Below are 13492 nucleotides of genomic sequence, written 5' to 3'. Positions count from 1 at the left end.
AGGCCCCTCGTGTGTCCCGCATCGCTGGATTTGCCCCTTGAGCGCCCTCGGCGGGCGGCCGACAATAGCTTATGGCACACCCCCCTCCCACCCTCCGCGCCCCCCGGGGGCCGCAAAAGACCGCCAAGGGTTGGATCCAGGAGGCCGCCAAGCGGATGCTCCTGAACAACTTAGACCCCGAGGTCGCCGAGCACCCGGAGGCGCTTATCGTCTACGGCGGGCGCGGCAAAGCGGCGCGCGACTGGCCGAGCCTCTTTGCGCTCATTGAGACCCTCGACCGCTTGGAGGACGACGAGACGCTGCTCGTGCAGTCGGGCAAACCCGTCGCGGTCCTCCAGACGCACCCCTTCGCCCCGCGCGTGATCCTGGCCAACTCGAACCTGGTACCGCACTGGGCCACGTGGGAGACCTTCGACGCGCTCGAGCGCGCCGGGCTGATGATGTACGGCCAGATGACCGCCGGCAGCTGGATCTACATCGGTACCCAGGGCATCCTCCAGGGGACCTACGAGACCTTCGCGGGGGCGGCGGCCAAGCACTTCGGCGGCACGCTTAAAGGGACCATCACCGTCACCGCCGGGCTCGGCGGGATGGGCGGGGCGCAGCCCCTGGCGGTCAAGCTCGCGGGCGGGGTGAGCGTGACGGTCGAGGTCGACCCGACGCGCATCGACAAGCGCCTGGCAACGCGCTACCTCGACGAGGTCGCGAGCAGCTTAGGCGACGCCCTTAAGCGCGCCGAACGCTACAAACAGGAGGGCACCGCGCGCTCGATCGGTCTGCTCGGCAACGCCGCCGAGGTGCTTCCGCAGCTCGTGGCGCGCGGCTTTACCCCCGAGCTGGTGACCGACCAGACGAGCGCCCACGACCCCATGTGGGGCTACATCCCCGTGATGCGCCCCGACGAGGACCCCGACAGGCTCCGCGCCGAGCAGCCGGAGAGGTACCGCGAGCGCGCCTACGAGGCGATGGCGGCGCACGTGCGGGCGATCCTCGAGCTGCAGCGGCGCGGCGCCGTCGCCTTCGACTACGGCAACAACCTGCGCCAGCGGGCCTTCGAGGCGGGCGTCACGGACGCCTTTTCATACCCCGGCTTCGTCCCCGCCTTTATCCGCGACTCGTTCTGCGAGGGGCGCGGCCCCTTTCGCTGGGTGGCGCTCTCCGGCGACCCCGAGGACATCTACGCGACCGACCGGGCGCTTCTAGAGCTCTTCCCCGACGACGAGCGCCTGCAAGCTTGGCTGACCTACGCGGCCAAGGAGATCGCCTTTCAGGGGTTGCCGGCGCGCATCTGCTGGCTCGGCCTGCGCGAACGCGACCGCGCCGGGCGGCTCTTTAACGAGATGGTCGCCGACGGGCGCCTAAAAGCCCCCATCGTCATCGGGCGCGACCACCTCGACGCGGGGTCGGTGGCGAGCCCCTACCGCGAGACCGAGGCCATGCGCGACGGCTCCGACGCGGTCTCCGACTGGCCCCTGTTGAACTTTGCCGTGGGCGCCGCGAGCGGCGCGGCCTGGGTGAGCTTTCACCACGGCGGCGGGGTCGGGATGGGCTTTAGCCAACACGCGGGGCTCGTCGCGGTGGCCGACGGCTCGCCGGAGGCGGCGCTGCGGCTCTCGCGCTGCCTCGTCAACGACCCCGCGATGGGCGTCATCCGGCACGCCGACGCGGGGTATGAGAAGGCGCTGCGGGTCGCCCGGGAGCGCGGCCTCGACCTCCCCGCCCTGGGGATCCGGTGAGTCCCCTCCCCTACGGCGGCGTCGCCACCTTCGCGCGGGCGCCCCTCGTCCCCACAGAGGGCGACTGGCGGGCCGACGTGGGCGTGCTGGGCGTCCCCTTCGACCTGGCCGTCGGTTTTCGGCCGGGGGCGCGCTTCGCACCGCGGGCGCTGCGCGAGGCGAGCTTGCGCTACGCCCCCCCGCCCGAAGGGTTTTACGACCTCGAAGGGGACCGCTACCACCTCGCCGGGGTGACGTTTGCCGACGCGGGCGACGTGGACTTGCCGGCGCTCGAGCCCGAACTCATGCGCGCGCGCACGACCGAAGCGGCGCGGCGCGTGCGCGCGCGGGTGCGCCTGCCGGTCTTTCTGGGGGGCGACCACGCCGTCTCGTTCCCCCTGCTGCAAGCCTTTGACGACGTGCCGGAGCTGCACGTGGTGCAGCTCGACGCGCACCTCGACTTTACGGACGAACGCAACGGCACGCGCTACTCCAACAGCAGCCCCTTCCGGCGCGCGGTCGAGGCGCTCCCCAACCTCGTGCACATCACCACCCTGGGGCTGCGCGGCCTGCGCGCGGACGCCGAGGCGGTGCGGGCTGCGCGCGCGCGCGGGCACACCCTGGTGCCGATGCGCGCGCTTCTAGGGGACCTCGCGGGGGTGCTGGCGCGGCTGCCGAGCGGCAAACCCGTGTACTTGAGCATCGACGCCGACGCCCTCGACCCCGCCGACTTGCCCGGTACCAGCTCCCCCGAACCCGACGGCCTCCCTTACGCGCTCGCCGCGCAGCTCGCGGCCGAGACGGCGCGGCGCAACCCCCTCGTCGGCCTCGACTTCGTCGAGCTCGCCCCCAACCTCGACCCGACCGGGCGCAGCGCCCTCTTGGGGGCGCGGCTTATCATGGAGACGCTCTGCGCGGCCTTTGAGCGCGATGGCTGAACTGCTCCTGATCGGTATCGCGCAGCTCGCCACCCCGCGCGCGGGGCCGCAGCGCGGCGCGGCGATGCGCGAGATCACGGTGCTCAAGGGGGCCGCCCTCCTCATCCGCGACGGGCGCATCGCCTGGGTCGGCCCCGAGCGGGACGCCCCCGCGGCGGCGCGGGTGCGCGACCTCGGGGGCCGCGCGGTGACGCCCGCGCTCGTCGACCCGCACACGCACGCGGTCTGGGCCGGCGACCGGTTGGCGGACTTCGAGGCCAGAGCCGCCGGGGTGGGCTACGAGACGCTGCTCGCGCGCGGCGGCGGCATCCGCAGCACCGTGCGGGCGACCGCCGAGGCGCGCGTGGAGGCGCTCGTCACGCTCGCCAGGCCGCGGCTGCGAGCGCTGCGGGGCTCCGGCGCGGCGACGGTCGAGGTCAAGAGCGGCTACGGCCTCACCCCCGAGGCGGAGCTGCGCAGCCTGCGGGCCATCCGAGCTCTCCGGGCCGCGTTCGAGCTGCGCCCGACGCTCCTCGTTCACGTCCCCCCCACCGAGGGGCGCGAGGCGTACCTGCAGGGGGTGTGCGAGGTGCTCATCCCGGAGGTCGCCCGCGAGGGGCTCGCCGAGGCGGTCGACGTCTTTTGCGAGCGCGAGGCCTTTAGCGTCGAGGAGTCGCGCGCGCTCCTCACAGCGGCGCAGCGCGCGGGGCTCAAGGTCAAGCTGCACGCCGACCAGTTTCACGCCCTGGGCGGCGTCGAGCTGGCGTGCGAACTCGGGGCTTTAAGCGTCGACCACCTCGAGGCGAGCGGGCCAGCGCAGATCGCGGCGCTCGCCGCCTCCGAGACCGTCGCCACCCTCTTGCCCGGCGTGACGCTGCACTTAGGGCTCCCCGCCGCCCCCGGCCGAGAGCTCATCGACGCGGGCGCGTGCGTCGCCGTCGGCACCGACCTCAACCCCGGCTCCTCCCCGCTCTTTAGCGCGCAGCTCGCGCTGGCTCTGGCCGTGCGCCTCAACCGCCTCACCCCCGCCGAAGCGCTCACCGCGTGCACCGTCAACGCGGCCCACGCGCTGGGGCTTGCGGACCGGGGGGCGCTCGCCCCGGGGCAGCGGGCCGACCTGTTGGTGCTAGAGGGCCCAGCGTGGCTCGAGCTCCCCTACACGCTCGGCAGGAACCCGGTGCGCGAGGTCTATACCGCGCTAACCCCTTAAGGATTTTGTTTCGAGGAGGTTTTCGTGTCTGACCGCAGCGTTCACGACCCAACGCGCCCTGACCTCACGAGTCTCGCCAAGCTCATTGGCTTCAGCGCTCTCGGAATCTTCCTCTTCTTCGTCCCCGTCACCTTCAACGGGCGCAACACCATCGTGCCGGACCATCTCACGACCCTGCTCATCACGCAAGCGCGGCCGCTCGCCGTCACCGCCCTAGTCCTGCTTATGCTGTGGGGTGTCGCGGCGCCGCTACGAGATGGCCGCTTCCAGGCGAGCGTAAGCGACAAGATTTTCACTGTCCTTAAAGGGTTCGGGCTTCTGCTGGCTGTGCTCTACTTGCTAGATTTGGCGCCGGGGTGGGCAGCAGAACCCGACATGCTCCCTTTTCTTTTCGAACGGCTTGCGCTCGTCGTGGGTATCCTCATCCCCATCGGGGCGCTTGCACTGACCTTCCTCCTCGGCTTTGGACTTTTGGAAACCGTAGGCGTTTTGATGGAGCCAGTTATGCGGCCTCTCTTCCGGACTCCTGGTGGTTCAGCAGTCGATGCGGTCGCCTCTTTTGTCGGAAGCTACTCGATAGGCCTGTTGATCACCAACCGCGTCTTTCTAGAGGGTAAGTACTCGCTGCGCGAGGCGGTCATTATCGCTACGGGTTTCTCGACCGTTTCAGCCACCTTTATGGTGGTTGTAGCGCGCACGCTAGGGCTTATGGAGAGCTGGAACGTCTACTTCTGGTCTACCATGTTGATTACCTTCGCCGTCACGGCCATCACGGCTCACCTACCTCCTATCGCTGGGCTCGACAACCGTAAGCCTGTCTTTCAGGAACCGCCTGAACGACGCAACCGTTTCGCACAAGCCCTTGTCGCAGGCACACGTGCCATACAGACACAGCCCTCGCTAGGTCAGATGCTTCTCAGCAACCTACGCGACGGGCTCGCCATGGCATCAGTCGTCGCACCGTCCATCCTGGCTATTGGGTTTTTGGGACTCGTGCTGTCGCAGTACACCCCCGTGTTCGATGTCGTAGGGCTTCTTCTCTGGCCCTTTTTACTTCTCTCAGGCATACCGGAAGCAACCGAGCATAGTGGCGCGCTCGCTTCTGGGCTTGCCGAGATGTTTCTGCCCGCAGCGCTGCTTCAGGAAGCAGTTTTACCCGTTCGCTACCTCGCTGCTGTCACCTGCGTAAGTAGCGTTATCTTCTTCTCGGGGAGCGTGCCGTGCATCCTAGCCACCAAAATCCCCATCGGTGTCGGTAGATTGCTCACCGTCTGGCTTTTGCGCACCGCTCTCACCATCGTCCTCACGGGCCTCGTCTACCGCGCGCTCGTCGCCCTCGGCTGGCTGGCCTAAACGCTAAACACCCAAAGGAACCCCGTGGTACTAGACACCACCTTGGACTTGGAAAGCTTCGCCGCCGTCGTGCGCGGCCGTGAACGCGTCACCCTCGCGGACGCCGCGCGCGCACGGCTGGCGCGCGCCCGCAGCCTCGTCGAGCGCATCATAGCGGGGCAGGAGGCGGTCTACGGCATCAACACCGGTTTCGGCAAGTTCGCCACCGTCCGCGTGGACCAAGCGCAGCTTACGCAGCTGCAGCACAACCTTATCGTCTCGCACGCGGTCGGGGTGGGCGCGCCCCTGCCCACCGAGGTGGTGCGCGGCATCATGCTCCTGCGCGCGCAGTCGCTCGCGCTCGGGCACTCCGGCGTGCGCGTCACCGTCGTCGAGCGCCTGCTCGAGCTGCTCAACGCGGGCGCGCACCCGGTGATCCCCGAAGGGGGTTCGGTGGGCGCCTCGGGCGACCTCGCCCCTTTGGCGCACCTCGCGCTCGCGCTTATTGGCCTCGGCGAGATCGAACACGAGGGCCGCGTGCAGCCCGCCGCCGAGGTGCTGCGCGCACTCGGGCATGAGCCGCTCACGTTGGCGGCCAAAGAGGGTCTGGCGCTGATTAACGGCACCCAGCTTATGGGGAGCCTGCTCGCTCTCAGCGTGCTCGACGCCCGCCTCCTGCTCAAAACCGCCAACCTAGCGGCCGCCATGACGGTCGAGGCGATGCGCGGCAGTCACCGGCCCTTCCGCGACGACCTCGTGCGGCTGCGCCCGCACCCGGGCGCGCTCAGCGTGGCAGCGGAGGTGCGCGCGCACCTGCGGGGCAGCCAGATCGCCCCCTCGCACGCCCACTGCGGCCGCGTCCAGGACGCCTACAGCCTGCGCGCGGTGCCGCAGATCCACGGCGCCTCGGCGGACGTGCTGGCGCACGCCGAGCGCGTGCTCGCGACCGAGTTCGCCTCGGTGACCGACAACCCGCTCCTACTGCCCGAGACCGGCGAGGTCGTCTCGGGCGGCAACTTTCACGGCCAACCCTTGGCCTTGACCGCCGACGCGCTCGCGGTCGCGGTCGCCGAACTCGCCTCGGTGAGCGAACGGCGCTGCGAGCAGCTCCTCAACCCGGCGCTCTCGGGGCTGCCGGCCTTTCTCACGCCGGAGGGGGGACTAAACAGCGGCCTGATGATCGCCCAGTACACCGCCGCCGCCCTGGTGAGCGAGAACAAGGTGCTCGCGCACCCCGCTTCGGTCGACTCGATCCCCACGAGCGCCAACCAGGAGGACCACGTGTCGATGGGGGCGCACGCCGCGCGCAAGCTTCGCACGGTCCTCGAGAACGCCTTTACGGTCCTCACGATTGAGCTGCTCTGCGCGGCGCAGGCGCTCGAGTTCCAGCCCCTCGAGCCGGGCGCGGGGGTGCAGGCGGCGAGGGCACGCATCCGCGAGGTCGCGCCGCCGCTCCTGGGGGACCGCTACTTTAGACCCGAGCTCGAGCGGCTCCGCGAGCGCGTGCGCTCCGGCGCGCTCCTTAAGGGGCTGAGCTTTACGGAGGAGGGGGACGCGCGCGAGGGGGGCGAACCGACGCTGCCACCCGAGAGCGCGACGCAGAGCCAGCACTAAAGGGGTACCCACCGCCGAAGCGTTAGGAAGCGTTTTGCAGCTTGCTCAGGTAGGACTTGCGAAACTTCGCCACCTTGGGCGCCACCACCGCCACGCAGTAGGGCTGGTAGGGGTGGTTGCGGTAGTAGTTCTGGTGGTAGGGCTCGGCTTCGTAAAAGGTCCCCGCGGGTACGACTTCGGTGACGATGCCCCTCCAGACGCCCTCGCGCTCGAGCTCGGCGATGAGCTTTTCGGCCGCCTCGCGCTGCGCCTGTGAGTGGTAGAAGATCGCCGAGCGGTACTGCGTGCCGACGTCCGCCCCCTGGCGGTTGAGGGTCGTGGGGTCGTGGATGCTGAAAAAGACGCCCAAGAGGTCCTCGTAGGAGACCCGCTGTGGGTCGAAGGTCAGCTGCACGACCTCGGCGTGGCCGGTGCGGCCGGTGCAGACCTCTTCGTAGCTGGGGTTTTCGGTGTGGCCGCCCATGTAGCCGGAGACGACGCGCTCGACGCCGGGCAGGAGCTGATAGACGGCCTCGAGGCACCAGAAGCAGCCGCCCGCTAGGGTGGCAGTGTCGCGGTGAGGGACGTGGGTCATAGGGCGAGTCTACGCCCGCGTGGCCCCCCGCCCCGTCGCACCCGCTTCAAGCGCCGCCGCTAACGCTCGGCCGCGTACAGGGAGACGCTCAGGTCGGGAAATGCCTCCCGCAGGAGTGCCGCCAACACCCCGAGCCCCCACCGCTCGCTCCGCGCGTGGCCGAGCTCAAGGACCGCGAGCCCCGTCTCGAGAACCGCGCGCGCCGCCCCGCGTCGGTACTGCCCCGTGAGGTAGACCTGCGCCCCCCGCTCGGCGGCCTCGTACACGAGCGGCGGCCGCATCGCCCCGACGACGCAGACCCTGGAGACGTCCCCCGCAGGGGCGCCGTAGACCCCCTCCAGGCCACCAAAGAGCGCCGCGACCCGCGCGCGAAACGCCTCCCAGGTCACGCTCGGCACGTCGCCAATCATCCCCAAGGGTCGGCCCTCCTTGTAACCGAGCACCGCGGGCTCACAAAGCGCGAGCGCCGCCGCTAGGTTCGGGTTAAAGCCCGTCGTCAGGCGCTCGTCGAAGGCACCGTGGTAGGCCAGCACGGGGAGGTCACCCGCGAAACCCCATGGGCGGTGCAGCACGAGGGCGTCTAGGCGCTCCCGATGCGCCCACGCCGCGAGCTCACCCTTGGGCTCGAGCGCCACGCCGAGCCGCGCCACGGGCGCGTCCGCGCGGTAGTGCGCGAAAGGGCCGTTCTGATCGCCCGCGAAGCGGTCTGCCAGGAGCAACTCGTCGAGAAACCCCCGCAGCTCCCCGAGGGACGCTACAGCGCCCAAAACTTCAGCTCGCTCGCGCGAATCCCCGGCGCCACCCGTTCGGCGAAGGCCAAGAGCCCGTCGCGGTCGGGCGTCTCTAAGTAGTAGCGGAAGTTGCCGAGGTAGCGCTGCACCACGCTGGGCGAGAGCCCCAGCTTCTCGGCCTCGGCGCGCGCGACCGCGCCGAGCTGGCCGAGCCCCGCCTCGCGCGCCGCGCGCAGCTCGGCGACCAGCCGCTCCGAGGGGGGGCGGTTCTCGAGGGACGCCCACACGGCGAAGGTAAAGGGCAGCTTGGTGAGCGCGTACCAGGCCGCGCCCAGGTCGGTCATCAGGGGCGTTTTGCCGCCCAAGGGGCGGCGGGCGACGGCCTCGCGGAGCGCGACGTCGCCGATCAGCAGGGCCGCGTCGCAGCGCCCCAGCATGACGTCCAGGTCGGGCGCCATGGGGACGAAGGTCGCGCGGAGCCCCGCGGCGCGCAGCAGCACCTTAAGGAGCGCGACGCTGGTCGCCGAATCGGTGGAGAGCGCGACGCGCGCCCCCGAGAGCGCCTCCCACGGCCGCCAGTGAAAGAGCGTCACGCTGTAAACCGGCCCCAAGGTGGCGACGGAAAAGTCGGGCAGCGCCCGCAGGCGGTCGCGGTGGCGCACGAACTCGACCGACGAGATAAGCGTCAGGTCGATCTCACCCGCGAGGAGCTGGCGGTTGAGCTCGGTGGGTACGCCGCGCACGAAGCGCAGCCCCGGCCCGGGCGCCAGCCCCCAGTGTAGCGGCGCGACGTTCGTGTAGGCGACGACGCCCAAGCGTTCGGTGCGGCGCGCGCCGCACCGGGCGGGCGCGCCGACGGGGGTAGGCCTCACGCGAACACCTTGAGCTCGTTGTAGAGCGCGTCGCGCCGCACCGGCACGCGGCCCGCGTCGCGAATCAGCCGCACGAGCTGCACCTCGCTCATCCCCTTGTCGGTCACCGCCCCCGAAGCGTGGGCGATGCGCTCGTCTTTAATGGTCCCGTCGACGTCCGAGACGCCCGCCGAGAGCGTCACCTGGGTGAGCTCGGGGGTGATCATGATCCAGTAGCCCTTGATGTGGGGCACGTTGTCGAGCATCAGCCGCGCGACGGCCAAGTTGCGCAGGTCGTCGAGGCCAGTCGTAAACTCCGACTTGTTGAGTTCGCGCGCGAGCGCGTTGTTGTCGGGTTGAAAGGCGAGCGGGATAAACGACTTGAACCCACCCGTCGCGTCCTGCAGGGCGCGCAGCCGCAGCATGTGGTCGAGCCGCTCCTCAAGGGTCTCGATGTGTCCGTAGAGCATGGTGGCGTTTGTCGGCAGGCCCAACTCGTGCGCGGTGCGGTGGACCTCGAGCCACCCCTCGGCGGTGACTTTGGCGCGGGCGATCCGCCGACGCACCCGTTCGGCGAAGATCTCCGCGCCGCCCCCCGGCAGCGCGACGAGCCCCGCCGCCTGGAGCTCGCTTAAAACCTCGCGGTAGCTGAGGCGCGGCCGGGTGATCTTGGTGAAGTGGTGGATCTCGGCCGCCGTCCAGGCTTTGACCTGGTAGCCGCGTTCGGTGAGGCCGCGCACCAGCTCGAGGTAGTACGAAAAGGGGCGTTTCGGGTGGTGCCCCGAGGCGATGTGGATCTCGGTCAAGTCGGGGTGGTGGTGCTTCTCGACGTACGCCCAGACGTCGGGGAGCTCCATGTCCCACACGCCCTCCTCGCCGAAGCGGCGCTGAAAGCCGCAGAAGGTGCAACCGACGTAGCAGATGTTGGTCTGCGAGAGCCGCAGCGAGTGGACGAAGTAGGCTTTGTTACCGACCAAGCGCTCCCGCACGAGGTCGGCCAGGCGGGCGACGGTCGGCAAGTCGGGGGTACGGTAGAGCAGCATCCCCTCATCGAACGACAGCCGCTGGCCGCTTAGAACCTTGTCGGCGACCGCGACGAGCGCGGGGTCGCGGACGTGTAGCGGACGCTCGGGAGCTACGAGAACGGTCGTCATGCCCTATTGTAGCGCCCCGCGGGACGCGCGGCCGAAGCTTGCAAAACCCTTCACAAGGCGTCTCCTCCGACCTTTTGCGCGTCGTCTTGCTACCGCTTGACCAAAACCAACCGTGATCGCGCCCACCTCACCGGTACCTGCCCTAGCGACCTCACCAAGGACCGCCTCAGCCGGCGCGCTCAGGTTGGGGCGCAGCACCCGCCAACCGCACGTCACACGTCCGTGTACCCCAGGGGCCGCTCATGACGCCCGTGGCCGAGATCGCCAGCCTCAACACGCGTCCGTGTACCCCAGGGGCCGCTAAACGCACATCGTTAGGGCGGTGCGATGCGTTAAACTACCCCGACTAAGGCTGCGCGGCCTTCACGGGCGGTGTGCAGCTCGCGGCGATGGGCGTCACCGCAGCCTCAAAGCGCGCGCAGCCACCTCGCCGGACGCGCACCGATGAGCGCGCCCATGAGGCGTAACGAGGGCCACGCGGGGCGCACCCAGGGGCGTCGCAACCCGCAGAAACCGAGGAAGAGTATGAGTGAAACCGTTCCGATCGTCGGGCACGCGCAGCTACTACAGACGTTGGAAGCGCACGGGCAGGCCCACCTTCTGCGCTTTTACGACCAACTGTCCGCGCCGCAGCGCGAGCGCCTCGTGGCGCAGCTGCAGCAGCTCGACTGGGCGTACCTGGATGAACTCATCGAGGCCTACGTCCGCAACAAACCCAACCTGAGCGCCCCCGAGCCGATTGAACCGGCGCCGTACTACCCCGTTACGCCCAAAGGCGAACTCGTGGCGCGCTACGCCCGCGCGCGCGAGCGCGGGGCGCAGCTCATTCGTGAGGGGGCGGTAGCCGCTTTTACCGTCGCCGGGGGGCAGGGGACGCGCCTCGGCTGGGACGACCCCAAAGGGACCTTTCCGGCTACCCCGGTCTCCCGCAAACCGCTCTTTCAGCTTTTCGCCGAGCAGCTGCTGCGCACCGCCGACCTCTTTGGCCAGGTGCTCCCCTGGTACGTGATGACGAGCACCACCAACCACGCCGTGACGCAGGACTTTTTCGAAGCGCACGACTACTTCGGCCTGGGGCGGGAGAACGTCAAGCTCTTCTCGCAGGGGATGATGCCGAGCATCGGCTTTGACGGCAAGCTCCTGCTGGCCGACAAGGGCGAGTTGGCGCTTAACCCCAACGGTCACGGCGGCGCCCTGAGCGCCCTCGAGGCGAGCGGCGCGCTCGCCGAGATGGTCGCGCGCGGGGTTCGGCACATCTCGTACTTTCAGGTCGACAACCCCAACGTGCGCTGTATCGACCCCCTGTTTATCGGCCTGCACGACCTCGAGGGCTCGGAGATCTCCTCAAAGATGCTGCGCAAAGCGAGCCCCAAGGAGCGGGTCGGCAACTTCTGCAAAGCGGGGGGCAAACTCTGCGTCATCGAGTACTCGGACATGCCCGACGCGCTCGCCCACGCGCGCGACGAAGCGGGCCACCTCAAGTTTGGCGCCGGTTCGATCGCCATCCACGTGATCGCCGTCGACTTCGTGCGGCGCCTTACCGAAGGCAAGGGCGACCGGCTCGAGCTCCCCTTTCACCGCGCCGAGAAGGCGGTACCGCACATCGACCCCTACACGGGGGAGTACGTCTACCCGGAGGCGCCCAACGCGGTCAAGCTCGAGCGCTTTATCTTCGACGCCTTGCCGCTCGCGCGTCACAGCATCATCTTGGAGACCGACCGGGTCGAGGAGTTCGCCCCCATCAAAAACGCCGAGGGGCCCGACTCCCCCGAGACGAGCCAGAAGCTGCAGATCGAGCGCGCGGCGAGGTGGCTCGAGCGCCAGGGGGTGCGGGTGCCCCGCACCGAAACGGGCGCGGTCGATGCGGTGATCGAGATCTCCCCCCTCACCGCCCTTTCAGCCGAGGAGCTCGCGCAGCGCGACCTGCCCCAAGAGGTCGCGCGGGGCCAGACGCTGCTGCTGTAGCGCTACCACCTCGCGTGGCCGACAAGGCCCCGCATCCAAATAGGGGCGAGGCCCGTTCATCGGCCTCGCCCCTATTTAACGGTGCGGTGTATAGGTCTGGACTACTCGCTACTCGTCTTCTTCCATCGGCATCAGCCGCAAGAGGTCGCCGTCCTCTTCGTCCGTGATGACGTAGAGAAACCCGTCGGGCCCCTGCTCGACGTCGCGGACGCGGGCGCCCAAGGGGATGCGCTCCTCGTGCACGACGCTCTCGCCATCGAGCTCGACGCGCACCAAACCTTCGGAGACGAGCCCACCGATAAAGGCGCTCCCCTGCCACGCGGGGAAGGCGTCGCCGGTATAGAAGATCATCCCCGAGGGTGCGATGGCGGGCGTCCAGTAGGTCACCGGCGGGGTAAACTCGGGGCGCGTGTCGGGGTCCGGGATGTCGCGACCGTCGTAGTGGATCCCCCAGCTCACCTCGGGCCAGCCGTAGTTCTCACCCGCGGCGATGACGTTGAGTTCGTCGCCGCCCAAGGGCCCCATCTCGGCGACCCACAAGACGTCCGTCTCGGGGTGCAGCGCCGCCGCCTGGATGTTGCGGTGCCCGTAGGAGAAGATCTCGTCTAGAGCGTCCTCCTGGCCCACGAAGGGGTTGTCCTCCGGAACGCTGCCGTCGGGGTTGATGCGGACGATCGTCCCGAGGTGGTTGGAGAGGTCTTGCGCCGGGTCGAACAGAAAGCGGTCGGCGAGCGTGAGGTAGAGCGTCCCGTCGGGCGCGAAGACGATGCGGCTACCGAAGTGCATGTCGCCTTCGGTCTTGGGCTCCTGCCGGAAGATCACCTCGAAGTCGCGGAGCTCGTTCCCCTCCAACACGCCGCGGCCGAGCGCCGTCGAGGCGCCTTCGCCCCCCTGCTCGGCGTAGGAGAGGTACACGTAGCCGCTCTCCTCGAAGTTCGGGTCGAGCGCGACGTCGAGCAGGCCGCCCTGCCCCCCCGTAAACACCGGCGGCACGCCCTCGACGTGCGTCTTCTCACCGTCCATGGTCACGATGTGCAAGATCGCCTCGTCGCGCTCGGTGACGAGCATGCGGCCGTCGGGCAAGAAGGCGATCCCCCAGGGGTGCGAAAACTCGGCAAGGCTCTCGATCGCGATGGGGCCCGCTTCGGTAAGGTGCTGCTCGATGTCCTGCGCGTGCGCCGCACCGAAGAGGGCGGCGAGCGCCGCGGGTACGGTGAGGACTGCGCGTCGCGGTCTTATGGATGGTTGCATAGTAGCTCCTTTGGTAGTTGGCCGCGCGCCGCGTCACCTTCGTCTTCGCACTCGCTGATCACCCCGCGCGACGCGCCAGCCCTTGTTGGCGTCAGCCTCTGGCGTTAACTGTCTCACCCTATCGGCTCCCCCGTGGTTCGACCGTAGACCTCCCCACGGTCGGGGTCTTGAAGGGTCA

General features: G+C 69.2%; 11 protein-coding genes. 6 read left to right on the top strand and 5 right to left on the bottom strand.

The genetic code is table 11. From position 1 onward, the window contains the following. Window positions 1-71 precede the first annotated feature (71 nt). Genes hutU through hutH form a run of 5 tightly spaced genes read left to right on the top strand, consistent with a single transcriptional unit; the run spans window position 72 to window position 6788 of the window. Entirely contained in the window at window positions 72-1736 is a 1665-nt protein-coding gene (gene hutU, locus TRAD_RS04585) for a urocanate hydratase (RefSeq protein ID WP_013177421.1), read from the top strand. Continuing rightward, entirely contained in the window at window positions 1733-2653 is a 921-nt protein-coding gene (locus tag TRAD_RS04580) for an arginase family protein (protein WP_013177420.1), read from the top strand. Before hutU ends, TRAD_RS04580 begins: the two co-directional genes overlap by 4 nt. Next, a complete protein-coding gene (gene hutI / locus TRAD_RS04575) occupies window positions 2646-3842 on the top strand; it encodes an imidazolonepropionase (protein ID WP_013177419.1) in 1197 nt (398 codons plus the stop codon). The genes TRAD_RS04580 and hutI overlap by 8 nt, the downstream gene beginning before the upstream one ends. Window positions 3843-3866: 24 nt before the next feature. After that, the gene (locus TRAD_RS04570; RefSeq protein ID WP_013177418.1) at window positions 3867-5195 is read left to right on the top strand and encodes a YjiH family protein; all 1329 of its coding nucleotides are present in this window, start codon (window positions 3867-3869) and stop codon (window positions 5193-5195) included. Window positions 5196-5219: 24 nt separating this feature from the next. Beyond that, complete coding sequence (gene hutH, locus TRAD_RS04565) at window positions 5220-6788, top strand: histidine ammonia-lyase (protein WP_013177417.1); 1569 nt, start codon at window positions 5220-5222, stop codon at window positions 6786-6788. A 22-nt stretch (window positions 6789-6810) separates the two neighbouring features. On the opposite strand, the gene msrA is transcribed toward hutH, so the two are convergent. The 4 genes from msrA to mqnE are packed head-to-tail and all read right to left on the bottom strand — an operon-like array spanning window position 6811 to window position 10098. Continuing rightward, window positions 6811-7362, bottom strand: coding sequence for a peptide-methionine (S)-S-oxide reductase MsrA (msrA, locus tag TRAD_RS04560; protein WP_013177416.1), 552 nt, complete (start codon window positions 7360-7362; stop codon window positions 6811-6813). 59 nt (window positions 7363-7421) lie between these two features. Beyond that, window positions 7422-8129, bottom strand: coding sequence for a Nif3-like dinuclear metal center hexameric protein (locus tag TRAD_RS04555; RefSeq protein WP_013177415.1), 708 nt, complete (start codon window positions 8127-8129; stop codon window positions 7422-7424). After that, window positions 8117-8965 (bottom strand): menaquinone biosynthetic enzyme MqnA/MqnD family protein, encoded by an 849-nt coding sequence (locus TRAD_RS04550; protein WP_013177414.1) that lies wholly within the window; start codon window positions 8963-8965, stop codon window positions 8117-8119. Before TRAD_RS04550 ends, TRAD_RS04555 begins: the two co-directional genes overlap by 13 nt. Beyond that, window positions 8962-10098, bottom strand: a complete 1137-nt coding sequence (gene mqnE, locus TRAD_RS04545; RefSeq protein ID WP_013177413.1) for an aminofutalosine synthase MqnE — start codon at window positions 10096-10098, stop codon at window positions 8962-8964. Before mqnE ends, TRAD_RS04550 begins: the two co-directional genes overlap by 4 nt. 525 nt (window positions 10099-10623) lie before the next feature. On the opposite strand from mqnE, the gene TRAD_RS04540 reads away from it, so the two are divergent. Further along, window positions 10624-12063, top strand: a complete 1440-nt coding sequence (locus TRAD_RS04540) for a UTP--glucose-1-phosphate uridylyltransferase (protein ID WP_013177412.1) — start codon at window positions 10624-10626, stop codon at window positions 12061-12063. A 108-nt stretch (window positions 12064-12171) separates the two neighbouring features. Here the strand turns inward: TRAD_RS04540 and TRAD_RS04535 are convergent, their stop codons facing one another. Next, window positions 12172-13314: a PQQ-dependent sugar dehydrogenase gene (locus tag TRAD_RS04535; RefSeq protein ID WP_013177411.1), complete on the bottom strand. Its 1143-nt coding sequence runs from the start codon at window positions 13312-13314 to the stop codon at window positions 12172-12174. Between the last annotated feature and the right edge of the window lie 178 nt (window positions 13315-13492).

The sequence above is a fragment of the Truepera radiovictrix DSM 17093 genome, from assembly GCF_000092425.1.
In the GTDB taxonomy this organism is placed as follows: domain Bacteria; phylum Deinococcota; class Deinococci; order Deinococcales; family Trueperaceae; genus Truepera; species Truepera radiovictrix.
Note: the sequence above shows the minus strand (reverse complement) of the source record. Positions and strands in the feature narration are given on the sequence as shown.